Here is a 23,980-nt window from a genome sequence, read left to right as displayed (position 1 = left end):
TATTAAGGATTTCCTAAATATGTTATATTTTGTTATTGATTTAAATCTAACATGAATAATGAAAGAGAACAACCGTTCTGTTATCCACAGATGTTAGTGGATAAGTTGTGGGTATATTGTTTATAAGGTGTGAAAAGTAAGATTTACTGGGGTGGATAATGTGTATAATATTATCCACAACTGTTGAAGGTTCTCGAATGCTGTCGAAAACTTTTAATGATTTATTGAATCTGTTCTGCATATACTATAAGTTTCTTTTGAAAGTATACAATAAATTGGTTATGATGTAAGTTGGCTAAAAAATGAATAATGAGGTGTTAAACTCATGCTACAACAATTTTTACCTGGAGATTATGTGAAAAGTATCTTTCATATATCACCTGAAAAATTAAAAGAGAGTGGAATAAAAGGAATCATTACAGATTTAGATAACACACTTGTTGAATGGGACCGTCCAAATGCAACACCACAATTGGTGGAGTGGTTTAAAGATGTAAAGGAACAAGGAATCGATATTACCATTGTTTCTAATAATAATGAGAGAAGAGTAAAGGCTTTTTCTGACCCTTTAAATATTCCATTTATACACAAGGCTAGAAAACCAATGGGAAAAGCATTTTTAAAAGCTGTAAAAAACATGAACTTAAAAAAAGAAGAAGTTGTTGTGATTGGTGATCAACTACTAACAGATGTGTTAGGTGGAAATCGCAGCGGCTTTCAGACGATATTAGTAGTTCCTGTAGCTTCGACAGACGGGTTTTTCACTAGGATTAATCGGAAAATTGAACGGAGAATTATGGAAAGCTTAAAACGAAAAGGGATGATTCAGTGGGAGGAATAAAATCGTGTCAGAACAGCAATTTTCATGTATAGGGTGTGGAGTTACGATTCAAACAAATGACCCTGAAAAATTAGGTTTTGCCCCTGAAAGTGCATTAGCAAAAGAAGATATTATATGCCAGCGCTGCTTTCGATTAAAAAATTACAATGAAATACAGGATGTTTCTTTAACAGATGATGATTTCTTAAAAATACTCCATGGTATTGGTGAAACGAAAGGATTAATCGTTAAGATTGTAGATATTTTTGATTTTAACGGTAGCTGGCTTCAAGGAATTCAGCGTTTTGTAGGTGGAAATCCAATTTTATTAATCGGAAATAAAAGTGATATCTTACCTAAATCAGTCAAACATCAAAAGCTTATCAATTGGATGAAGAGAGAAGCAAAAGAGTTAGGTTTAAAACCAATTGATGTTTGTTTAGTTAGTTCAGCAAAAGGTCATGGTATAAGGGAAGTTGCAGAGCTAATTGATACGTATCGTAATGGACAGGATGTATACGTAGTAGGGTGTACCAATGTTGGAAAGTCTACATTCATCAATCGTATGATAAAAGAAGTAGCTGGTGTTAATGATGTCATCACAACCTCTCATTACCCTGGTACAACCTTGGATTTAATTGAGATTCCGCTTGAAAATGGGGCTTCACTTTATGATACTCCAGGAATTATTAATCATCATCAAATGGCCCATTTTGTTGATAAAAATGATTTAAAACTGCTAAGTCCAAAAAAAGAATTAAAACCAAAGGTATTTCAATTAAATGAGAATCAAACTCTATATTTTGGCGGACTTGCTCGTTTTGATTATGTTGATGGTGGCAGAGAATCTTTCGTTTGTTACATTCCAAACGAATTGATGATCCATAGAACAAAGCGAGAGAATGCAGACTCATTATATGAAAAGCATGTTGGAGAATTACTACATCCGCCAAGAAAAGAAGATGTTGATACCTTTCCTAAACTAATACCTCATGAATTTACGATCAAAGAAGGGAAAACTGATGTTGTTTTTTCTGGTTTAGGCTGGATTACAATTAATAATCCTGGTAAAAAAATCGTTGCATTTGCACCTCAGGGTGTAAACGTAACAATTAGAAAATCGTTAATTTAGATAGAGAGAGGGAAAGTAAATGGGGAATTTATATGGCGTGATAGGATCTCCAATTAAACATTCAATGTCACCGGATATCCATAATGATGCCTTTAAGGAAATGAATCTTGATGGATATTATCATGCTTTTCACGTTGAACCAAATCATTTAAAAGATTCAGTACATGCACTTAAAGTCTTGGGGGTGAAGGGATTTAATGTCACAATCCCTCATAAAGTTAATATCATTCCATTTTTGGACGAGCTCGATGAAACGGCAAAGATTGTTGGTGCAGTAAATACAGTCGTTAATGAAGAAGGCCGTTTAATTGGCCATAATACAGATGGAAATGGATATATCGAATCATTAACAAATGTATTAAAAAAGCCGCTGCAAGATAATCGAATGCTAATCATCGGTGCAGGTGGTGCAGCAAAGGGTATTTATTATACATTAGCTTACCAAGGATGTATGGATATTGATCTTTGCAATCGAACTGTTGCAAAAGCAGAGGAATTGATAAAGCAATGTCCTTATGAAAATAATAGCAGTGCACGATCGATTGAAATGGCGGAGCTAAACTTAAAGAACTACGATATCATTATTCAGACAACGGCAGTTGGGATGCATCCAAATATTACAGATACACCATTATCATTAAAAAATGCAAAACCATCAGCAATTGTCAGTGATATTGTTTACAACCCTATTAAAACTACATTTTTGAAGGAAGCAGAAGAGTTAGGGTTAACCATTCTTGAGGGTGTTGGGATGTTTGTTTATCAAGCAGTACTAGCATTCGAGTTATGGACGAAACAAAAACCATCTGCAAAAAGAATGTCATCGATAGTCTACGACAAACTAGGAGGTACACAATGTTAACAGGTAAACAAAAACGTTTTTTACGTTCAGAGGCACATCATCTAAATCCAATTTTTCAAGTTGGAAAAGGTGGAGTGAATGAAAATATGATTAAGCAAATTTCAGATGCATTAGAAGCTCGTGAGTTATTTAAAGTATCTATTTTACAAAATTGCGAAGATGACAAAGACACAGTGGCAGACGAATTAGTTAAAGGTACAGGTGCAGAGCTTGTTCAAGTGATTGGTAATACAATTGTTTTATATAAAGAATCAAAGGAAAATAAAAAGCTTCGATTACCTAATTAATGGAAATGTGAGGGATAGAATGTCTAAAAAAATCGGGATACTTGGTGGAACATTTGATCCGCCTCATTTTGGCCATCTATTAATTGCAAGTGAGGTCCGACATGCGATGCAATTATCTGAGATATGGTTTATACCTAATCAAATTCCTCCTCACAAGCAGGACGAGCACTTTACAGATAGTAAGCATCGGCTTAATATGATAAAGCTAGCTATCCATGATCAAGCACATTTTAAAATTGAACAAATTGAATTAGATCGAGAAGGTCCTTCCTTTACATATGATACACTGCGTATATTACGTGAACAATTTCCTACCTATTCTTTTTATTTTATTATAGGTGCAGATATGATTGAGTATTTACCAAAGTGGCACAAGGTTGAAGAAGTTGTAGAGCTTGTAACGTTTGTTGGTGTCAAACGTCCAGGATATAAAACAACAACGAAATATCCTGTCATTGAGGTTGAAATACCTCAGTTTGATGTTTCTTCGACCATGCTTAGAAAAAGGTTAAAAGAAAAAGAGAATACAGCTTATCTTTTGCCTGAAGATGTGAAAAGATATATAGAGGAGAATCACTTATATGGAACGTGAAACAGCTTTAAAGATTGTAGAGAAGCAGATCACTGAACATCGATATCTTCATACAATAGGTGTTATGGAGACAGCGATTCAATTGGCGCAAAAATATGGGGAAGATCCGAAAAAAGCGGAAATTGCCGCAATTTTTCATGACTATGCAAAATTTAGACCGAAAGATGAAATGAAACAAATTATTATCGATCAAAAAATGCCGATACAATTATTAGATTATAACAGTGAACTATGGCATGCCCCAGTTGGAGCTTATTTAGTTGAAAAAGAAGTTGGAATTACCGACCAAGATGTTTTAGGTGCTATTAAATATCATACTTCTGGCAGACCAAATATGGCATTGCTCGAGAAAATTATTTATGTGGCAGATTATATTGAGCCAGGAAGGCATTTCCCAGGTGTTGAAGAGGTTCGGGAATTAGCACAAACGAATCTTGATAAAGCATTACTAAAATCACTGCAAAATACCATTCAATTTTTAATGAAAAAAAATCAAGCCGTTTATCCTGATACAATTGAAACATATAATTTTTACATATTAAAAGGAGGAAGATCTAATTAATGAATGGAAGAGATATTTTAACAAAAGTAGCAAAAGCAGCAGATAGCAAACGAGCAGTAGATGTCATCGCACTAAATATGAATGGGATTTCGCTTATTGCAGATTATTTTCTTATTTGTCATGGTAATTCGGACAAACAAGTTCAAGCAATTGCAAGAGAAATTAAGGACCAAGCAGCAGAATTGGAGATCGATGTAAAACGGATGGAAGGATTTGATGAAGCTCGTTGGGTTTTAATTGACCTTGGAGATGTTGTCGCACATGTTTTTCATAAAGACGAAAGAGGATATTATAACCTTGAACGCTTATGGGGAGACGCTCCTTCAGTAGACTTAACAAGTGAGTTAAATCAATGATATATCAAGGCTTTGCCTACATTTATGACCAGCTTATGAAGGATGCTCCCTATGATAAATGGGTATCATTTTTTGAAGCAGCGATTTCAACTTATTATCATGATGCCAAAAAATTGTTAGATGTAGGTTGTGGAACAGGGGAAATTGCCATACGTTTAGCAAAGCGTGATTTGGACATTACAGGTGTAGATTTGAGTGAAGATATGCTGACGGTCGCACAGTCTAAACTCCATGAAAATAACGCGAAAGTTCTTTTTCTTCAGCAAGATATGAGAGAGCTTGGAGGATTTGTTGAACCGTTTGATGTTGTTACGATATGCTGTGATTCAATTAATTATTTAGAGACTGCTCAAGATGTTCAAGCTACCTTTAGGGCAGTATATCAACAACTTAAGCAGCAAGGCTTATTCATATTTGATGTTCATTCTCTCTATAAAATACATACTATTTTTGCTGGACATACGTTTGCTGACCAAGATGAAGATGTTAGTTTTATTTGGAATTCCTTTTTAGGGGATGAACCTAACAGCATTGAACATGATATGTCATTCTTTGTAAGACGAGAAGATGTCTACGAGCGCTATGACGAGGTTCACTACCAGCGAACATTTACAATTGAAGAATATACGTCATGGCTTGAAGCTGCATCGTTTGAGGTTTTAACCGTTTGCGGCGACTTTCAATTTGCATCACCTTCCCCTTCATCTGAGCGACTTTTTTTTATCGCAAGGAAAAAGGACAATATGTAATAGTAAAAGGTGGATTTTTATGATTCACCTTTTTGATAACATAACAAAACAGACGGTTGGATAACCGTCTGTAATTGAAAAAATATTTTCTTTGCAGGAGAATATGATTCCTCCATCGAATTATTTATTCGTGATTTTATTAAATTGTAAGGAAACCTCTTCAATATCTTCATAGTATTTTTCATGTGTTGCATTGTATACCTTATTAAACATCGCACCAATTTCTTCTTCTAATACTTCAATCCCTTTACCGGTTACTCCGCCTTTCACACAAACCTTTTCTTGTAGGGTTGGAAGAGTATAAATTCCAGTTTCAAGTAATTTTCCCATTCCAACGATCATTTCACTTGCTAATAGAACCGCTTTATCTTTGGAGATATTTGTTTCCGCAACAGCTCCTTCTACAAATTTCTGAAGTAAAAAACTAAAGAATGCAGGGCCGCAGCTAACAATATCAGAAGCTACCCGTGTGACATTATCTTCAATTTGAACTGGTTTAGAAATCTTATTAAAAAGTTTTTCAATTGTCTTTTGTGTGTCTTGATGACAAGAGTTCCCGAATGTAAGTAATGAAACACCTGAAAAGGCACGATTTGTAATGCTAGGTATAGCTCTTGCAACTTGACAATGAACAAGCCTTTCTAACTGATCAACATTTATTGGACTTGTAATAGAAATAATGCATTTATTCGGTGTTAATAATGGTTCTAACTTTTTTAATAGGGGGTGTATATCTAATGGCTTCACACAAATGAATATAATGTCAGAACGTTTGACTACCTCTCCTGCTGATTCAACTACATTTGTTTTTGGGTAAATCTCATTTATTACTTCTGCTTTCATTAGTGTTCGATTCGTCATATAGATGAATGAGGGACCGATTGCACCGGACTCGATAAAAGCTTCAACTAAAATTCTTCCCATATTTCCTGTACCAATAAAACCTACATTCAAAGTATATCCCCTCCTTAGAATGTATTTCACTCATACACAATATGTTTTAAACAAACAATTTATGATTTTTTCCAAAAGGAGTGCTATTAATGGATGTATATCAAAAATATAAAAAATGGATTATTACTGCTAGCATTTTATTCGTGATCATTGGGTTTTATTATTATTTTCATACGGATTCAGCTCCGTCTGAAGTAATGAATCCCCAAGTTGAGTTAGAAGATCCGCCCGTATTAAATGAATTAGAAAATCCACCTGCTGAAAATATCAAAAAGGATATCGCTGATTCCATGCTGGTAGTTGATATTAAAGGTGCAATAAAGCAGCCAGGTGTATATGAGCTGCAAACTGGGGCTAGAGTTCATCAACTGATTGATTTGGCCGGAGGACTACTTAATGATGCAGATGAACTTGCTATTAATTTAGCTGCACCTTTGGAAGATGGAATGGCTATTTATATCCCCAAAAAAGGAGAAGAAACAACAAATCAATTTCGTTTGCCGACAGGTCATGAAGAAGGACAAGAAAAAGGTAAAGTAAATATTAATTTAGCAACGAGTGATGAACTTCAAAGTTTAACAGGAATTGGGCCATCAAAGGCTGAGGCAATTATTGCCTATCGTGAGGAAAATGGACCGTTTACTTCCCCTGAAGGTCTATTGGAGGTTTCTGGAATTGGTGAAAAATCATTCGAAAAAATAAAGGAAGAGATTACGATAAAATAAAATGAGATTTGCTCAAATGTGGCGATTGATGGTATACGAGACTTATAACCATTCTGTGGCTTTCCAATTGACTGTTGACCTATGATGATTTACAGATTGTTTTCATCTTTTTAGAAATGCCATATGGAATAGGTGCTTACTGCCGGGATAAAATTTTAAAATCCAAAAATATTAAATTGACGAATATTCAGGATTCTCGGTACACTTAAGGAAGAAAATTGTCGAGTGGGGGAGTTATTAATGAGTCGTATTTCATGGGATCAATATTTTATGTCCCAAAGTCATCTGCTAGCTTTAAGAAGCACATGTACAAGACTAGCAGTTGGTGCAACGATTGTTCGGGAAAAACGAATGATTGCAGGTGGTTATAATGGTTCAATTGCAGGTGGTGTTCACTGCTCTGATGAAGGCTGCTATGTGATTGATAATCATTGTGTGAGGACAATACATGCTGAAATGAATGCACTATTGCAATGTGCGAAATTTGGCGTACCCACAGAAGGGGCAGAAATTTACGTTACACATTTTCCTTGTCTCCAATGCTGTAAGGCACTCATTCAGAGTGGCATTAAAACGGTTTATTATGCTGTTGATTACAAAAATCACCCCTATGCAGTAGACCTATTCAAACAAGCTAATGTCAAAATTCAGCAAGTTGAGCTTGAAAGGACTGAAGATGATAAACAAAAGCTTGAATTTATGTCAAGTTTAATTAAAAAGCTTGCCGAAACAAATATGAGTGAAGAAGAAGTACAAGCTTTATATATAAAAGCTGATAGATTGTTTTCGTAAAAAAGACTTTGCCACATCCTCGGCTTTTTCAAGACGGGCACATTACTCTTTTCAGAACTATTATCCCCGCTTAATAGGCAGTAAAACCCTACTAATAAACAGAGTAAGAGATGCATATTGGTGGGGTGAGGGGATAACTTCTGGTTAGTGTCTTGTAAGTCTCAGAGAATCATCTAGATCCTCTGTGCTTCATGTAGTATAGTGAAAAGCTAAGTGAAGAGAAAAAAACCTGTTAATACGTCATAAAAGCATGTAAGGGCTATATCAAGAGTTAATTTTATTTGGTCAATCTTTTAAGATAAGAGGTGTATTTTTAATTGAAAGGAAAGCTATTTTTACTAGCTGTTTCAGCTTGTTTTTCGATTATGCTTTGTCGGTTTCACTTTCATCCCCTTTTACTTCTCCTTACACTCACCTTTCTTATTTTCCTGCTAATCAAAAATGAACCATTTCACTTCTTATTTTGTTTCGCTGTCATCCTTATTTTTATTACTTGTTATACAATAACAGAGTTTTATAATAAAACTTCCTTAAACGAAGGACCATTAACGGTTAACGGTATTTTTTCATCAATTCCTGCTATTGATGGTAATAAATATAAAGGGGAAATAAAAACTCCTTCTGGTGAAAGGGTTACTTTTTCCTATATGATAAATTCAATAAAGGAAAAACAAGCTGTAAAAAAGATTAATCCAGGTATGAGTTGTCAATTCAAGGGGAAATTAATTCATCCCAAATCACCAACTATGCCAAATGCTTTCAATTATAAACAATATCTCCAAGACCAACATATTCATTGGCAATATGAAGTTGATGTGATAAAGGATTGTGTAACAGGAAAATCAAATTGGCTTTTAAGCCTGTTAGAAATAAGAAAACATGGTTTATCTTTTATAGAAGAACATTTTCCACATTCATCAGTAGGAATTGTACAAGCGCTAATTTATGGTGAAATCAGTTTGCTTGATCCTAAAGTAGAAAAAGCTTATCAAGAGGTTGGAATTGTTCATTTATTAGCAATCTCTGGATCACATGTGGCATTATTAGTGAGCGGTATTTATTACATATTTATTTTAAGCGGGCTGACACATGAGAAGACTAAAATCATCTTAATACTCTTGCTTCCACTATATATGATACTTACGGGGGCGGCTCCCTCTGTGATAAGAGCTTGCTTTATGGTAATGGTGTATTTTTTTATGAAGCTTTGTAAATGGAAAAATACGACACTAGATGTTATTAGCTTTACATTTATCTGTCTTCTGCTTTTAAATCCATACTATTTATTCCACATAGGTTTTCAACTTTCTTTTATTGTAACGTATGGCTTAGTCCTTTCTTTTGGTATCGTTGAAAATTTTTCGAGCAGGCTTATGAAGTTAACTGTTGTTTCTTTCATTGCCCAACTCTGCGCATTGCCATTGTTGTTATTTCATTTTTACGAGGTATCTCTTATTAGCTTACCAATGAATATGTTATTTGTACCACTTTATTCCTTTATCATTCTGCCTATATCTATTTTATCTACAGTTACAATGGCTGTTTTACCTTCAATCGGCACTCACATTATTCAAATGTTTGATGAGTTTCTACAAATAACTCATCAAATCGTCCTTTATGCCTCATCCATTCCCTTTACAACCTTAACAACAGGTAAACCTTCTTACATTATCCTTATTGCTTTAATTATCACTATTTATTATTTATTTCTCCAATTAGAGCAGCATCAAAAACTAATATTGCCTTTTCGGCCAACTGTTTATTTAACGATTGTATTAATCACTCAAATCACATTACCATATATTAATCCAAATGGTCAGGTGATGATCATTGATGTCGGACAAGGTGACTCTATTTTTATAAAGAGACCATTTAATAAAGGAAATTATTTAATTGATACCGGAGGGAGGATATCTTTTCCGAAAGAGGAATGGGAGGAAACGAGAAATCCTTTCTCAATTACAAAGGATGTGACATTGCCGTATTTAAAATCAATTGGTGTAACAAAACTGGATGCACTCATTTTAACTCATGGTGATATGGATCATATCGGTGAGGCTTTACCAATAATAGATGAGATTAGAATTAAAGAATTAATTCTCCCTAATGGTTTTGTAAGAGGTGAGTTAGAACAAAATATCATTCAGTCAGCGAATGAGAAAATGTTGAAAATAAAATCAGTAATGGCTGGTGATATCATAAATTTTCAAGATTTCTCATTTTACGTACTTTCACCACATGTTCTAACAGATAGTAAAAATGCCGATTCATTAGTTATTTGGGCTGAATTAGGCGGTTTAAAATGGTTATTTACGGGAGATGCAGAAATAGAAAGTGAAAAGAGGTTCGTTCAATTATATCCATCCTTAAAAGTCGATGTATTAAAGGTTGGCCATCATGGGAGTAAAGGATCTACATCAGAACAACTTCTTGATAAAGTCAGACCTGAGATTGCCTTGATTTCTGCAGGATATAATAACCGCTATCAACATCCACATACCGAAGTTTTAGAAAGATTAGGAAACGAAAAAATAACCGTATTTCGAACTGATTTACATGGTGGACTTTTATATCAATTTAAAGGAAAATCAGGAACGTTTTCTATCCATCCTCCATACGATGAAGTATCAGAATAAGAAATAGGAAATCGCTTTATAAAATATAATCAAAAGATAAAGACATTGGAACTGGGAACAAAAAAAGACTGCATTTTTAGCAGTCCAATCCTTATGTAATACAGAAATATCAATTAATTATGAACCAATTAATTGAATAACAGTTGCGATAATAAAAATGGTCGCGAAAAATCCAAAAGAAGCAATAAATCCAACCCCAGAATCAATAGCATCGTTACGTTTGCTTTGGACATTTTTTTCAAATTCGTTCACTGTTACCCCTCCTATTTCATACTTAGTATAAGCTAAAAAAGTAAAAAAATCTACAATATGATGATTTGTCGTTAGCAACCAAGGATCTTTTTCCCAACATTGTTAGAATTGACATCAAATAATCTTTCTAACCTTGGCTAAACTAAACATCAAATCGTGGTATCGTTTCGAATCAGGTAACCTAGGCCCTGAAACGAAACGTTCACATAGATAAAAGGGAATGGAATGCAACTACGTTTCATTCCATTTCCTTTTTTACATAGTCAATTTACCCAATATTTGTTGTAGTTGAGGCTTTTATATAGTGTCTTTATTATTTCGCACTTGCCAAACAGTTCTATTCATTTTACGATTAATGTTAGTGAATTGAATGATTGGAGAACGAAAAACCATGATTTTTGATGTATGGAAAGATATTAAAAAAAAGAAATTACAATCAACGTACCTACTTCTTGGAAAAGAAACCTTTCTTCTTCAAGAAACAGTCCAATTAATTATGGATGCAGCTTTATTGGAGGAAGAAAAGGATTTTAATCTATCGATATATGATATGGAAGAAACACCAATTGAAACAGCGATTGAAGATGCTGAAACCCTTCCGTTTATGGGAGAAAAGCGGGTCGTCATTATAAAAAATCCAAGTTTTTTAACAAGTGAGAAGAAGAAAGAAAAAATTGATCATCGCATTGATAAGCTTGAGCAATATATGAATTCGCCGGCACCATATACAATCTTAGTTATTCTTGCTCCATATGAAAAATTAGATGAACGGAAGAAAATTACAAAGCTTATAAAAAAACAGTCTGTCGTTATTGAAATAAACGCATTGTCAGATCAAGAAACAATGAAATGGATAACAGATTTAGCTGAACAAGAAGCTGTCTATTTGTCAAAGGAAGCAATGGATGAGTTATTGGTATTAACAGCTGGAGATTTAATGGTTATTTATCAAGAAATCAAAAAACTTAGTACATATGTTGGTGAGGGTGGTTCTATCACACCTGATATCGTAAGATTACTTGTTGCTAGATCATTAGAACAAAATATCTTTGAACTGATTGATAATGTCATTCATAAAAGGAGTAAAGAAGCGTTACAGATACTCTATGATTTATTAAAAAACAATGAAGAACCAATTAAAATTTTGTCATTATTGGTTAATCAATTTAGATTAATTTTACATGTGAAAGAACTCTCAAACAAAGGATATGGTCAACAGCAAATTGCGACAACTGTAAAGGTACATCCTTTTAGAGTGAAATTGGCATTACAACAAGCAAGATTGTTTAAATCTGAGGAATTAGCACATATATTAATGGAGCTTGCAGAGGCGGATTATCAAATGAAAACCGGAAAAAAGGATAAACAGCTTTTATTAGAATTGTTTCTACTAAAGTTGTTCGAAAAATAAAAAAAACGATCCAATTTGGATCGTTTCTTTATTATGCAGATAATCCATTAACACTTTTAGCTAAACGTGATTTGTAACGAGCAGCAGCGTTTTTATGAACTAAACCGCTTTGTGCAGCTTTATCAATACGTTTGTTAGCTTCAACAAGTGCAGCTTTTGCATTTTCAGCATCATTTTTTAAAACTAGAGCATCTACTTTTTTAATAGCAGTACGCATTGCAGATTTAATTGTTGCATTATGTGCATTACGCTCATTGCTAGTTTTTACGCGTTTGATTGCAGATTTAATATTTGGCATATCTTTCACCTCCTAAGAAGTAAATCGAGAATCTATTTTACTCGACCATTTCCTTTACATGAACAAAAGATATTCTATCAAACGGCTACCTAAATTGCAATACTAATGTAAAGGGAAATCCATTGAAAGTGTGTAAAAATAGGAAATTATTTATTTAATCGATCTAAAAATGTATGTACGTTGAGCTTTTATGGATGCCTGTGATTATATTTTAAAAATCAAATTGTGTAAACCTGCCTTTTTAAAAGAATTATAGAGAATGTTTCCAAGTATAAATGGCAAACATAAGTCTAGGAACTATTAGGGAGGTATTTTTATGGGAGCTTCTTTAGATTTAAGTAATTATTCAGTTCGAACAGACCTTGCTGTTGAAGCAAGAGCGATGGCGTTAGAACAAACAACAACAAAGGATCATACTGATACAAGTCATATTGCTGGTGTCATTATGAAAGAGTGGGAAGAGGAAGGGATTAAACTCTCCTTTTTAGAAATAAAAGATGAAGGCTCTAAAATTGTTGGAAAGAAGCCAGGGCGATATTTAACATTAGAGGTCCAAGGGATCAGACAAAAGGATACAGAACTTCAAGAAAAGGTTATTGAAGTTTTTGCCAAACAATTTAATCAGTTTTTATCAGATAAAAATATTCCAAAAGATGCAAGTTGTTTAGTTGTTGGCTTAGGAAATTGGAATGTTACACCAGATGCTTTAGGGCCGCTTGCTGTTGAAAATCTATTAATTACAAGGCATCTGTTCAAATTACAACCGGAAAATGTTGAAGAAGGTTTTCGTCCGGTAAGTGCGATTGCTCCAGGTGTGATGGGGTTAACTGGAATTGAAACAAGTGACATTATTTCTGGTGTGATTGAACAATCAAAGCCAGATTTTGTGATTGCAATCGATGCATTAGCAGCACGTTCACTTGAACGTGTGAATACAACCATTCAAATATCGGATACAGGCATTCATCCCGGTTCTGGTGTTGGTAATAAAAGAAAAGCTTTAAGTGAGGAAACATTTGGGATACCTGTCATTGCAATTGGGATACCGACAGTGGTAGATGCTGTTTCGATAACAAGTGATACGATCGATTATATTTTAAAGCACTTTGGTCGCGAAATGAGCGAAGGGGATCGACCATCAAGATCGTTAACACCAGCAGGCATGAGCTTTGGAGAACGCCGGGTTCTTACAGATGAAGATATGCCAAATGATGAGCATCGTCAACAATTTTTAGGCATTATAGGCGGTCTAGAAGATGAAGAGAAACGCAAGCTCATTCATGAAGTATTGTCTCCGCTTGGTCATAATTTGATGGTGACTCCAAAAGAGGTTGATACCTTTATTGATGATATGGCAAATGTGCTGGCAAGCGGATTAAATACTGCGCTTCACCAACAGGTGAATCAGAATAATGCAGGGGGCTACACTCACTAAATATAAAGTGGGTTCTGCTTCCTTTCCTCGACCAATAGGTTCTACTTCCTTATGCTTCATCATACTAATTAGTAGACAAGCATAAGGAGGGTAAATGCTAAATGAAGCGTTCACGTATTAATCGTAATATGGTCGTAACATTAAATGGGACAAGCATTAAAAAAGGAATCATTATTAGCTTCATTGTTCTATTAATGACATTTTTACTTTCGGGGATCTTAACATCACTAAAGACAGAATATCGCTTATCATCCTCTTCGATAAATAATTTAACTAAAAATATTGATAGTGAGGCATTTTTGCAATTATTAGGAGCAGAAAATCGATTTTTTATTTCTGCCTTACCAGAACAAACTGAACCAATTAAACTATCTACAATTATGTTCAAGGTTGCAACAAGCATAAATCCTGATGATCCTCGCAGTCTATTAGGGCGAGAGCTACCTGGCTTTTCCTTGTATGATAGTGAAATTGTTGTGGCAGGAAGCGGGACAAACTATACGAATATGCCATATGAATCACCACCGCCAACTGAAGTGTTAGAGCAAGAAAGAGAAGCATCAATTGATAAAAATGAGGTTATTAATCAAAGTGGTGAAGAACCTAAAGCACCTCCAACATTAACAACTGGAGATAAAAAAGTAGTTTACATTTATAATACACATAATACTGAATCATATTTACCTTTATTAAATGGTGAAAGTGATCCAAATAATGCTATCCATTCGAAAGCAAATATTACCGTTGTAAGCGAGTTGCTCGGAAAAGCTCTCCAAGAACAGGGAATTGGAAACCAAATCGAAACGACTGATATCCAAGCAAATTTAAAACAAAAGGGCTGGAATTATGCAAAATCATATACAGCCTCACGCCCGCTCGTTGAAAGCGCAATGGCTAGCAATCGTAATTTGGATTACATCATTGATATCCATAGGGATTCTCAAAGAAAAGATGTAACAACAATTAAAATTAATAATAAATCATATGCCAAGTTGGCATTTATTATAGGTGGAGACAATCCAACTGCTGACAAAAATGAAAAGTTTGCAAAGGACCTTCATACCCTGTTAGAAAAAAAATATCCTGGTTTAAGTCGAGGGATTTTTGAACAAGGTGGTAAAGGATATAACGGAGTTTACAATCAGGATTTATCAAATAATGCTTTGCTTGTTGAGTTTGGTGGAGTGGACAATAATCTAGATGAATTAAAAAATACAGTTGCAGCGGTAGCAGATGTATTCAGCGAATATTATTGGGATGCTGAAAAAGTCGATGGTACTCCTGCAAGTGAACAACAGTAAATACATTGTGAGGGAAGTAAGATGGTAAAATTTATGTTCAAGTGCTTTGTTCTATGTGCAATCCTTCTTTTTGGAATTCTGATTGGTATGCAACAGGCAAACCAAGGAATGATAAAAATGAAAGGCTATAATGATCCAGATCTTCAAAGTGCTTTTCAGGTTGAAAAAGAACATACTGGAAATGTAGAAGCTTCTATTTTAGGAAATAAAGTAACTAGTCAGGATCTACAAAAAAAGCAAGAACAACTTGAACAAATTGAAGCATTTAACTTCTTCTCCCAAATCGGTAAGCAATTTGCATCCATTATAAGCAGCGGAGTTTCCGAACTTTTAAATACGGTTGCAAGATGGGTTAATGTCATATTTTAGATAATTATTACACTGGCAGAATCTAGATCTTTTCTTTAGAGATGTAAAGAGAGAAGGATCGAGACATATTCTGCCAGTTTTTTTGATTTGTTTTCTGCCGGTCGGTACTAAACAAGGCACTTCCACTTTTCTTATATTGAATGTTGAAATCTCAATTGTTATAATGAGAAATAGTGTATTTGTAAGTTATGTAGGAGTGAAGACATAAGATGAATAGAGATGAAAAGTTAAATAGGCAGTCGAGAATTCGGAATTTCTCGATTATAGCCCATATTGATCACGGCAAATCTACCCTCGCAGATCGTATCCTAGAAAAAACATCTGCGTTAACGCAACGGGAAATGAAAGATCAGTTATTAGATTCAATGGATTTAGAAAGAGAACGTGGCATTACCATTAAATTAAATGCCGTTCAATTAAAATATAGAGCAAAAGATGGCGAAGATTACATCTTTCATTTAATCGATACTCCTGGGCATGTTGACTTTACCTATGAAGTCTCACGTAGTCTTGCTGCATGTGAAGGGGCCGTTCTTGTTGTTGATGCAGCTCAAGGTATAGAAGCGCAAACATTAGCAAATGTGTATCTGGCCCTTGACAATGATTTAGAAATATTACCTGTTATCAATAAAATCGATTTACCTAGTGCAGATCCTGAGCGAGTTCGAGGCGAAATTGAAGATGTTATTGGTTTAGATGCATCTGAGGCCGTATTAGCATCTGCGAAAGCAGGAATTGGTATTGAAGATATTCTTGAGCAGGTCGTTGAAAAAGTCCCAGCACCAGAAGGTGATCCTGAAGGACCATTAAAAGCACTTATCTTTGACTCCTTATATGATGCTTACCGCGGTGTTGTTGCCTATATACGTGTTGTTGAAGGTTCGGTAAAGGTCGGTCAAAAAATTAAAATGATGGCAACAGGAAAAGAGTTTGAAGTGACAGAGGTTGGTGTGTTCAATCCAAAGCCTGTTCAACTGAAAGAATTAAACGTAGGTGATGTTGGATTTTTAACTGCAGCTATTAAAAACGTTGGAGATACTCGTGTTGGTGATACAATTACAGACGCTAAAAATGGAGCTACAGAAGCACTTCCAGGTTATCGAAAACTAAACCCAATGGTTTTCTGTGGGCTTTATCCAATTGATACTGCCAAGTACAATGATTTACGTGAAGCGTTAGAAAAACTTGAGCTTAATGATTCGTCTCTGCAATTTGAGCCGGAGACATCTCAAGCATTAGGTTTTGGCTTCCGTTGTGGATTCTTAGGCTTATTACACATGGAAATCATTCAGGAACGTATCGAGCGTGAATTTAAAATTGATTTAATCACAACCGCACCAAGTGTAATTTATGATGTTCATTTAACAGATGGTGAAAGTTTAAAAGTTGATAACCCATCAAATATGCCTGATCCACAAAAAATTGACCATGTTGAGGAGCCATATGTTAAAGCGGCGATTATGGTACCAAATGATTATGTTGGGGCTGTTATGGAGCTTTGCCAGAAAAAACGTGGTATTTTCCTTGATATGCAATATTTGGACGAAATTCGTGTAAACATCAACTATGAAATTCCATTATCAGAAATTGTTTATGATTTCTTTGATCAATTAAAATCAAATACGAAAGGTTATGCTTCCTTCGATTATGAATTAATTGGTTACAAACAATCTAACCTCGTTAAAATGGATATTTTACTAAACGCTGAAAAAATCGATGCATTGTCATTTATTGTCCATCGGGATTCTGCATATGACCGAGGCAAGGTTATTGTTGAAAAGTTAAAAGAGCTTATTCCACGTCAACAATTTGAAGTCCCAATTCAAGCTGCGATTGGTCAAAAAATTGTAGCTAGGTCAACAATTAAAGCTATGCGTAAAAATGTCCTTGCTAAATGTTATGGCGGAGATATTTCTCGTAAGCGGAAATTATTAGAGAAACAAAAAGAAGGTAAAAAGCGAATGAAAATGGTTGGTTCTGTAGAAGTGCCACAAGAAGCCTTCATGGCTGTGTTACGAATGGATGATAATTAACCTGAAGTTTCCACTATACAAAATATTACTGAGCTTTGCATAATTATAAATGAAACAAGAAGCCGCAGCGATGACTGCGGCTTCTTAATTAGAAGGTGTAAAAGTATGATTCAATCAGCATATATCCATATCCCTTTTTGCCATCATATATGTCATTATTGTGATTTTAATAAAGTCTTTTTTAAGCATCAGCCAGTTGATGAATATATAGAAATGCTTATAAAAGAAATGCACCATGTTTCAGGACAATACCTGAAAGGAAAGCCGCTCCAAACAATATTTATTGGTGGAGGTACACCTACAGCTTTATCAGCAAGTCAACTAGATCGTTTACTCGAAGGAATTAATCTAGAACTGGAACCAACAAATGAACTAGTTGAATTTGCAGTTGAAGCAAATCCAGGTGAACTTACCTTAGAGAAGTTGACTGTCTTAAAAAATGCAGGTGTAAATCGACTAAGCATTGGAGTTCAAAGCTTTAATGATGATCTTCTTCAACGTATAGGAAGAGTTCATCGAAAGGATGATGTATTTCGAACCATTCAGCTAGCAGAGCAAGTAGGGTTTGAGAATTTAAGCATAGATCTTATGTACGGATTACCTGGACAAACTGTTGAGGATTTTCAGGAATCATTAAAAACAGCTTTCACACTCAACGTTAAACACTTTTCCGCTTATTCATTAATTGTTGAGCCTAAAACAGTGTTTTATAATTTGATGCAAAAGGGAAGATTATCACTTCCACCACAAGAACTTGAAGCACAAATGTATGAACTCACAATGGAACTAATGGATAAACAAGGGTATAAACAATATGAAATAAGTAATTATGCCATTCCGGGTTTTGAAAGCAAGCATAATCTTACTTATTGGAATAATGATTATTATTTTGGTTTTGGTGCTGGGGCACACGGATATGTAAATGGGGTAAGAACTTCAAATATTGGCCCTATAAAAAAATATATAACAAATATTCAACAATCTGGAGATGCTTTCAATAGTAAAATATCGGTAAGTAAAAAAGAACAAATGGAAGAAGAAATGTTCCTTGGTCTTAGGAAAATAGCCGGTGTTAGTAAAGAAGCATTCTATCACAAATTCCAAGTCAAAATGATAGATGTTTTTCAAAAGGAAATAGTGAAACTCGTTAATCTTGGATTGATCGTAAATGAAGCAGAAGTGATAAAACTGACACATAAAGGGAAGCTTCTAGGTAATGAAGTATTCCAGGAGTTTATAGATATTGATTAATGGATAGAGTTAACATAGTCGAGTTTATTTAGCTCTAAATAATATGTAGGAACAATTAGAGGCTGACTCAAAAAGTGTTTAATGACATCTTATTGGAGGCAGTCTCTTATTCCATATATGGAAGTAAAACTTTACAATTGACATTTTATTTCGGTTTTGATAACTTTTTATATATATTTAGCACTCAAGATCTTAGAGTGCTAACAGAGGTGATGATAGTTGCTTACAGATCGCCAATTGTTGATTCTACAAGTAATTATTGATGATTTTATTCATTCAGCCCAACCTGTAGGCTCGAGAACGTTAGCAAAAAAAGAAAAAATTAACTTTAGTTCTGCTACAATTAGGAATGATATGGCGGATTTAGAGGATCTAGGTTTTATCGAGAAAACTCATAGTTCTTCGGGACGTGTACCTTCTGAAAAAGGCTATCGTTATTATGTAGATCATATGTTATCGCCACAACGGTTAACGAAATCTGAAGTTAGCCAAATAAAATCAATTTATGCCGAAAGGATTTTTGAATTAGAAAAAGTTGTTCAAAAATCTGCGCAAATCTTGTCGGACTTAACAAATTATACGTCAATCGTGCTTGGTCCAAAAGTAAATGAAAATCGCTTGAAGAAAATTCAAATTGTACCTATTAACCATGAAACAGCAGTTGCTATTATTGTAACGAATACTGGGCATGTTGAAAATCGGACAATAACTTTTCCAGGAGCGCTGGATCCAAGTGACATTGAAAAAATGGTGAATATATTAAATGATAGGTTGGCTGGTGTGCCGTTAATTGAACTCCATGATAAAATTTACAAAGAAGTAGTAACCGTATTAAAGGATCACATCCAAAATTATGAGACACTAGTTAAAATCATGGCTGGTACATTAACACTCAATACGAGTGAAAAAATATATTTTGGCGGCAAAACAAATATGCTAAGTCAACCGGAGTTTACAGATATTGACAGAATTCGATCGCTGCTTAAGATGATTGAGCAAGAAAAAGAATTGTATAGTTTATTGCAAACCAATCATGCAGGTATCACAATTAAGATTGGGAAAGAAAATGATAATATTGCAATGGAAAATTGCAGTTTGATTACAGCTACCTATTCATTAGGTAGTAAACAGTTAGGAACAATTGCTGTATTAGGCCCTACACGAATGGAGTATTCACGTGTTATTAGTTTATTATCACGTATGACACATGATTTATCCAGAACGCTTACTGATTTGTATCATGGATCTTAAGCTTGGTTATATTGTATAAGGGTGGAATGGAAACATACATTCCATCCGATTCTTATGTTCGAATGAAAAATGATGCCATTTTTTTGATGAAAGGATTCCTTTAAGGAGGTGAAAAGTGTGTCAAATGATAAAAACGTTGCAGAACAAGAAGAAACAGTAATTGAACAGCAAAATGAAAATTCTGAAGCTGCTGAGGTTGTCGATGCTGAAGAGGTAATCATTGAAGAGGCACCTCAAGTTGATAATGAGGCTGAGCAGAAAATTGCTGAACTACAAGCCAAACTTGATGAAACTGAAAACAAAATGCTTCGTGCTCAAGCTGACTTCGATAACTTTAGAAGACGTAGCCGCTTAGATCAAGAGGCTGCACAAAAATATCGTGCGCAAAGCTTAGTATCTGAAATTATACCTGCTCTTGATAACTTTGAAAGAGCATTACAAATAGAAGCAGATAACGATCAAACAAAATCGTTGCTGCAAGGTATGAACATGGTTTATAACCAGCTCGTTCAAGCACTGCAAAATGAAGGTGTAGAAGCGATTAATTCTGTTGGAGAACAGTTTGATCCTCATTTACATCAAGCAGTCATGCAAGTAGAGGATGAAAATTTCGAATCTAATACAGTAGTTGAGGAGCTTCAAAAGGGTTATAAACTAAAGGATCGAGTAATTCGACCTGCAATGGTAAAGGTAAACCAATAAAATCTATACTTACATATTAGGAGGTTCTATATAATGAGTAAAATTATCGGTATCGACTTAGGTACAACAAACTCATGTGTCGCAGTTTTAGAAGGCGGAGAACCAAAAGTGATCCCAAATCCAGAAGGAAATCGTACAACACCTTCTGTTATTGCTTTCAAAAATGGTGAGCGTCAAGTTGGTGAGGTTGCAAAACGTCAAGCTATCACTAACCCGAATACAATTATTTCAATCAAACGTCATATGGGTACTGACTATAAAGTAGACGTTGAAGGTAAAAACTATACTCCTCAAGAGCTTTCAGCAATTATCCTTCAGCACTTAAAATCTTATGCAGAAGAATATTTAGGTGAGCCTGTAACGAAAGCAGTCATCACAGTTCCAGCTTATTTCAACGATGCAGAGCGTCAAGCAACTAAAGATGCTGGGAAAATTGCCGGATTAGAAGTTGAGCGTATCATCAATGAACCAACAGCTGCAGCACTAGCATATGGATTAGATAAAACAGATGAAGATCAAACAATCCTTGTTTATGACTTAGGTGGCGGAACATTTGACGTATCTGTTCTTGAACTTGGAGATGGCGTGTTTGAAGTACGTTCTACAGCAGGTGACAATCGCTTAGGTGGAGATGACTTTGACCAAGTAATCATTGATTATTTAGTTGCAGAATTCAAAAAAGAGAACGGTATTGATCTTGCAAAAGATAAAATGGCGTTACAACGTTTGAAGGATGCTGCTGAAAAAGCGAAAAAAGACCTTTCTGGTGTGACTTCAACGCAAATTTCTTTACCATTTATCACTGCTGGAGAAGCTGGTCCTCTTCACTTAGAGATAAACTTAACACGTGCAAAATTTGATGAATTATCTTCAGATTTAGTTGAAAGAACGATGGGACCTGTTCGTCAATCATTAAGTGATGCAGGTCTAACAGCTAGCGAAATCGATAAAGTTATCCTTGTTGGCGGATCAACTCGTATTCCTGCTGTTCAAGAAGCAATCAAAAAAGCATTAGGAAAAGAGCCGCATAAAGGTGTAAATCCAGATGAAGTAGTTGCACTTGGTGCATCCATTCAAGGTGGAGTAATCACTGGTGATGTAAAAGACGTTGTATTACTTGATGTTACACCTCTTTCATTAGGTATCGAAACAATGGGTGGAGTATTTACTAAGCTAATCGATCGTAATACAACGATCCCAACTAGTAAATCACAAGTATTTTCAACTGCAGCTGACAGCCAAACAGCAGTAGATATTCACGTTCTTCAAGGTGAACGTCCAATGGCTGGTGACAACAAAACCTTAGGTCGCTTCCAATTAACTGATATTCCACCAGCACCACGCGGAGTGCCACAAATTGAAGTATCATTTGATATTGATAAAAATGGTATTGTGAATGTTCGTGCTAAAGACTTAGGCACAAACAAAGAACAAACAATTACAATTAAATCTTCAACTGGTTTATCAGACGATGAGATCGAACGCATGGTAAAAGAAGCAGAAGAGAATGCAGATGCTGATAAACAACGTAAAGAAGAAGTTGAGCTTCGCAATGAAGCAGATCAATTAGTGTTTACAACTGAAAAAACATTAAAAGATCTTGAAGGTAAAGTTGATGAAGCTGAAGTAACAAAAGCGAACGAAGCAAAAGACGCTTTAAAAGCTGCGATTGAGAAAAATGACTTAACAGAAATCAAAGCGAAAAAAGATGAGCTTCAAAACATCGTTCAAGAGCTTTCTGTAAAACTTTATGAAGAAGCTGCTAAACAAGCTCAAGCACAGCAAGGTGGAGATACTGCAGGCGGCAAAGCTGACGACGTAGTTGACGCAGAATTTGAAGAAGTAAATGAAGACGATAAAAAATAATCATTAATGAAAAAGGTCAAAGTCAGGCTTGTCTTGACTTTGACTTTTTTTAAGGTATAGGTTTATTTTGTAGGACGATATTTTATTTGAGACGAAAAACGAAAATAACAAGTAGTTGCTTTTCATCTATTTTGAGTGATACAATTTACCTTATGTGAGAAAATCGGGAGTGAGAAATTATGAGCAAGCGTGATTACTATGAAGTTCTCGGGTTAGGTAAGAACGCGAGTAAAGATGAGATAAAAAAAGCTTATCGTAAGCTTTCAAAGCAATACCATCCTGATATTAATAAAGAAGCTGATGCAGCCGATAAATTCAAGGAAATTAAAGAGGCCTATGAAACATTAAGTGATGATCAAAAGAAAGCACACTATGATCAATTTGGTCATACTGATCCTAATCAAGGTTTTGGCGGCGGTGCAGGTTTCGGCGGAGATGGATTTGGCTTTGAGGACATTTTTAGCTCGATCTTTGGCGGTGGTACTAGAAGACGAGATCCTAATGCGCCAAGACAAGGTGCTGATTTACAATATACAATGACACTGAATTTTGAAGAAGCTGTTTTTGGGAAAGATACAACAATCGAAATTCCTAAAGAAGAAACTTGTGAAACATGTAATGGTTCCGGTGCGCAAAAAGGAACGAATCCTGAAACATGTACACATTGTGGTGGTAGCGGCCAATTAAATGTAGAACAAAATACTCCTTTTGGACGCATCGTTAATCGTCGTGTTTGTAATCACTGTGAAGGTACCGGTAAGATGATTAAGCACAAATGTGGAACATGTCGTGGAACCGGAAAAGTAAAAAAACGCAAAAAAATTCAAGTTAAAATTCCTGCCGGTGTTGATGATGGCCAGCAATTACGTGTTGCAGGTCAAGGTGAACCAGGAGTTAATGGCGGACCAGCCGGAGATTTATACGTTGTCTTCCACGTTCGAGAACATGAATTTTTTGAAAGAGATGGCGACGATGTTTATTGTGAAATGCCATTAACATTCGCACAAGCAGCATTAGGTGACGAAATTGAGGTTCCTACTTTACATGGTAAAGTAAAACTAAAGGTGCCGTCTGGAACACAGACAGGTAAGAAATTCCGCTTAACAGGTAAAGGTATTCCAAATGTTAGAGGGTATGGACAAGGTGATCAATATGTCATTTTACGTGTATTAACTCCAACAAATTTATCTGAAAAACAAAAAGAATTACTGCGTGAATTTGCTGAGATTAGCGGAACAAAACTTGATGAACATGAAGAAAGCTTTTTTGATAAAGTGAAAAGAGCTTTTAAAGGTGATTAATACAAATTAATAATAAATGATTGTCTTAAAGGATTGGAGTTGG

At 35.1% G+C, this 23,980-nt stretch carries 24 protein-coding genes; 21 read left to right on the top strand and 3 right to left on the bottom strand.

Features of this window, described 5'->3' with window-relative positions:
* Positions 1-325: 325 nt before the first annotated feature.
* The 8 genes from GMB29_RS20055 to GMB29_RS20020 are packed head-to-tail and all read left to right on the top strand — an operon-like array spanning position 326 to position 5,360.
* Positions 326-841 (top strand): YqeG family HAD IIIA-type phosphatase, encoded by a 516-nt coding sequence (locus tag GMB29_RS20055; protein WP_136353349.1) that lies wholly within the window; start codon positions 326-328, stop codon positions 839-841.
* Between the two features lie 4 nt (positions 842-845).
* Positions 846-1,952 carry a ribosome biogenesis GTPase YqeH gene (gene yqeH / locus GMB29_RS20050; RefSeq protein ID WP_136353347.1) on the top strand — a complete coding sequence of 369 codons (1,107 nt, stop codon included), beginning with the start codon at positions 846-848 and terminating at the stop codon, positions 1,950-1,952.
* A 19-nt stretch (positions 1,953-1,971) separates the two neighbouring features.
* A complete protein-coding gene (gene aroE, locus GMB29_RS20045) occupies positions 1,972-2,814 on the top strand; it encodes a shikimate dehydrogenase (protein WP_136353345.1) in 843 nt (280 codons plus the stop codon).
* On the top strand, positions 2,808-3,101 hold the full coding sequence (gene yhbY / locus GMB29_RS20040; RefSeq protein ID WP_136353343.1) for a ribosome assembly RNA-binding protein YhbY: 294 nt from the start codon (positions 2,808-2,810) through the stop codon (positions 3,099-3,101). The genes aroE and yhbY overlap by 7 nt, the downstream gene beginning before the upstream one ends.
* A gap of 19 nt (positions 3,102-3,120) precedes the next feature.
* Positions 3,121-3,693 carry a nicotinate-nucleotide adenylyltransferase gene (locus GMB29_RS20035; RefSeq protein ID WP_136353341.1) on the top strand — a complete coding sequence of 191 codons (573 nt, stop codon included), beginning with the start codon at positions 3,121-3,123 and terminating at the stop codon, positions 3,691-3,693.
* Positions 3,683-4,255, top strand: a complete 573-nt coding sequence (gene yqeK, locus GMB29_RS20030) for a bis(5'-nucleosyl)-tetraphosphatase (symmetrical) YqeK (protein WP_136353339.1) — start codon at positions 3,683-3,685, stop codon at positions 4,253-4,255. The genes GMB29_RS20035 and yqeK overlap by 11 nt, the downstream gene beginning before the upstream one ends.
* Positions 4,255-4,611, top strand: a complete 357-nt coding sequence (gene rsfS / locus GMB29_RS20025; protein ID WP_136353337.1) for a ribosome silencing factor — start codon at positions 4,255-4,257, stop codon at positions 4,609-4,611. Before yqeK ends, rsfS begins: the two co-directional genes overlap by 1 nt.
* Complete coding sequence (locus GMB29_RS20020) at positions 4,608-5,360, top strand: class I SAM-dependent DNA methyltransferase (protein ID WP_136353335.1); 753 nt, start codon at positions 4,608-4,610, stop codon at positions 5,358-5,360. Before rsfS ends, GMB29_RS20020 begins: the two co-directional genes overlap by 4 nt.
* A 120-nt stretch (positions 5,361-5,480) precedes the next feature.
* Here GMB29_RS20020 and comER read toward each other — a convergent pair whose 3' ends face one another.
* Positions 5,481-6,314, bottom strand: coding sequence for a late competence protein ComER (comER, locus tag GMB29_RS20015; RefSeq protein WP_136353333.1), 834 nt, complete (start codon positions 6,312-6,314; stop codon positions 5,481-5,483).
* A gap of 89 nt (positions 6,315-6,403) precedes the next feature.
* Between comER and GMB29_RS20010 the strand changes: the two genes are divergently transcribed.
* The 3 genes from GMB29_RS20010 to GMB29_RS20000 all read left to right on the top strand — a co-directional run bounded on the left by GMB29_RS20010 (position 6,404) and on the right by GMB29_RS20000 (position 10,467).
* Complete coding sequence (locus GMB29_RS20010; protein WP_136353331.1) at positions 6,404-7,039, top strand: helix-hairpin-helix domain-containing protein; 636 nt, start codon at positions 6,404-6,406, stop codon at positions 7,037-7,039.
* Between the two features lie 240 nt (positions 7,040-7,279).
* Positions 7,280-7,831: a ComE operon protein 2 gene (locus GMB29_RS20005; protein ID WP_136353329.1), complete on the top strand. Its 552-nt coding sequence runs from the start codon at positions 7,280-7,282 to the stop codon at positions 7,829-7,831.
* Between the two features lie 317 nt (positions 7,832-8,148).
* Entirely contained in the window at positions 8,149-10,467 is a 2,319-nt protein-coding gene (locus tag GMB29_RS20000) for a DNA internalization-related competence protein ComEC/Rec2 (RefSeq protein ID WP_136353327.1), read from the top strand.
* A gap of 117 nt (positions 10,468-10,584) precedes the next feature.
* Here the strand turns inward: GMB29_RS20000 and GMB29_RS19995 are convergent, their stop codons facing one another.
* On the bottom strand, positions 10,585-10,719 hold the full coding sequence (locus tag GMB29_RS19995) for a YqzM family protein (RefSeq protein ID WP_136353325.1): 135 nt from the start codon (positions 10,717-10,719) through the stop codon (positions 10,585-10,587).
* 391 nt (positions 10,720-11,110) lie between these two features.
* On the opposite strand from GMB29_RS19995, the gene holA reads away from it, so the two are divergent.
* On the top strand, positions 11,111-12,130 hold the full coding sequence (gene holA, locus GMB29_RS19990; RefSeq protein WP_136353323.1) for a DNA polymerase III subunit delta: 1,020 nt from the start codon (positions 11,111-11,113) through the stop codon (positions 12,128-12,130).
* 31 nt (positions 12,131-12,161) lie between these two features.
* Here the strand turns inward: holA and rpsT are convergent, their stop codons facing one another.
* Positions 12,162-12,428 (bottom strand): 30S ribosomal protein S20, encoded by a 267-nt coding sequence (gene rpsT / locus GMB29_RS19985; protein WP_136353321.1) that lies wholly within the window; start codon positions 12,426-12,428, stop codon positions 12,162-12,164.
* Between the two features lie 316 nt (positions 12,429-12,744).
* Between rpsT and gpr the strand changes: the two genes are divergently transcribed.
* From gpr to dnaJ, 9 genes are all read left to right on the top strand, one after another.
* Complete coding sequence (gene gpr / locus GMB29_RS19980; protein ID WP_136353319.1) at positions 12,745-13,863, top strand: GPR endopeptidase; 1,119 nt, start codon at positions 12,745-12,747, stop codon at positions 13,861-13,863.
* 101 nt (positions 13,864-13,964) lie between these two features.
* Positions 13,965-15,164, top strand: coding sequence for a stage II sporulation protein P (gene spoIIP, locus GMB29_RS19975; protein ID WP_136353317.1), 1,200 nt, complete (start codon positions 13,965-13,967; stop codon positions 15,162-15,164).
* Between the two features lie 21 nt (positions 15,165-15,185).
* Entirely contained in the window at positions 15,186-15,533 is a 348-nt protein-coding gene (locus GMB29_RS19970) for a YqxA family protein (RefSeq protein WP_136353315.1), read from the top strand.
* A gap of 209 nt (positions 15,534-15,742) precedes the next feature.
* Positions 15,743-17,566, top strand: coding sequence for a translation elongation factor 4 (lepA, locus tag GMB29_RS19965; protein ID WP_136353314.1), 1,824 nt, complete (start codon positions 15,743-15,745; stop codon positions 17,564-17,566).
* Positions 17,567-17,674: 108 nt separating this feature from the next.
* Positions 17,675-18,817, top strand: a complete 1,143-nt coding sequence (gene hemW / locus GMB29_RS19960) for a radical SAM family heme chaperone HemW (protein ID WP_136353389.1) — start codon at positions 17,675-17,677, stop codon at positions 18,815-18,817.
* 219 nt (positions 18,818-19,036) lie between these two features.
* Positions 19,037-20,068, top strand: a complete 1,032-nt coding sequence (gene hrcA / locus GMB29_RS19955; protein WP_136353313.1) for a heat-inducible transcriptional repressor HrcA — start codon at positions 19,037-19,039, stop codon at positions 20,066-20,068.
* A 117-nt stretch (positions 20,069-20,185) separates the two neighbouring features.
* Positions 20,186-20,770, top strand: coding sequence for a nucleotide exchange factor GrpE (grpE, locus tag GMB29_RS19950; protein ID WP_136353312.1), 585 nt, complete (start codon positions 20,186-20,188; stop codon positions 20,768-20,770).
* A 33-nt stretch (positions 20,771-20,803) separates the two neighbouring features.
* On the top strand, positions 20,804-22,636 hold the full coding sequence (gene dnaK / locus GMB29_RS19945) for a molecular chaperone DnaK (RefSeq protein ID WP_136353311.1): 1,833 nt from the start codon (positions 20,804-20,806) through the stop codon (positions 22,634-22,636).
* A 179-nt stretch (positions 22,637-22,815) separates the two neighbouring features.
* Positions 22,816-23,937 (top strand): molecular chaperone DnaJ, encoded by a 1,122-nt coding sequence (gene dnaJ / locus GMB29_RS19940; protein WP_136353310.1) that lies wholly within the window; start codon positions 22,816-22,818, stop codon positions 23,935-23,937.
* Positions 23,938-23,980: the final 43 nt, after the last annotated feature.

The organism is Metabacillus sediminilitoris (genome assembly GCF_009720625.1).
Taxonomy (GTDB): domain Bacteria; phylum Bacillota; class Bacilli; order Bacillales; family Bacillaceae; genus Metabacillus; species Metabacillus sediminilitoris.
The sequence above is the reverse complement of the archived record's forward strand: the minus strand, read 5'-3'. Positions and strand labels throughout refer to the sequence as shown.

Coding starts and splice junctions, on each gene's coding strand:
- GMB29_RS20005 (WP_136353329.1), top strand. CDS start 7,280: ATGAGTCGTATTTCATGGGATCAATATTTTATGTCCCAAAGTCATCTG.
- rpsT (WP_136353321.1), bottom strand. CDS start 12,428: ATGCCAAATATTAAATCTGCAATCAAACGCGTAAAAACTAGCAATGAG.
- GMB29_RS19970 (WP_136353315.1), top strand. CDS start 15,186: ATGGTAAAATTTATGTTCAAGTGCTTTGTTCTATGTGCAATCCTTCTT.
- GMB29_RS20010 (WP_136353331.1), top strand. CDS start 6,404: ATGGATGTATATCAAAAATATAAAAAATGGATTATTACTGCTAGCATT.
- gpr (WP_136353319.1), top strand. CDS start 12,745: ATGGGAGCTTCTTTAGATTTAAGTAATTATTCAGTTCGAACAGACCTT.
- rsfS (WP_136353337.1), top strand. CDS start 4,255: ATGAATGGAAGAGATATTTTAACAAAAGTAGCAAAAGCAGCAGATAGC.
- holA (WP_136353323.1), top strand. CDS start 11,111: ATGATTTTTGATGTATGGAAAGATATTAAAAAAAAGAAATTACAATCA.
- GMB29_RS20020 (WP_136353335.1), top strand. CDS start 4,608: ATGATATATCAAGGCTTTGCCTACATTTATGACCAGCTTATGAAGGAT.
- yqeK (WP_136353339.1), top strand. CDS start 3,683: ATGGAACGTGAAACAGCTTTAAAGATTGTAGAGAAGCAGATCACTGAA.
- dnaJ (WP_136353310.1), top strand. CDS start 22,816: ATGAGCAAGCGTGATTACTATGAAGTTCTCGGGTTAGGTAAGAACGCG.
- GMB29_RS20055 (WP_136353349.1), top strand. CDS start 326: ATGCTACAACAATTTTTACCTGGAGATTATGTGAAAAGTATCTTTCAT.
- spoIIP (WP_136353317.1), top strand. CDS start 13,965: ATGAAGCGTTCACGTATTAATCGTAATATGGTCGTAACATTAAATGGG.
- dnaK (WP_136353311.1), top strand. CDS start 20,804: ATGAGTAAAATTATCGGTATCGACTTAGGTACAACAAACTCATGTGTC.
- yhbY (WP_136353343.1), top strand. CDS start 2,808: ATGTTAACAGGTAAACAAAAACGTTTTTTACGTTCAGAGGCACATCAT.
- lepA (WP_136353314.1), top strand. CDS start 15,743: ATGAATAGAGATGAAAAGTTAAATAGGCAGTCGAGAATTCGGAATTTC.
- aroE (WP_136353345.1), top strand. CDS start 1,972: ATGGGGAATTTATATGGCGTGATAGGATCTCCAATTAAACATTCAATG.
- GMB29_RS20035 (WP_136353341.1), top strand. CDS start 3,121: ATGTCTAAAAAAATCGGGATACTTGGTGGAACATTTGATCCGCCTCAT.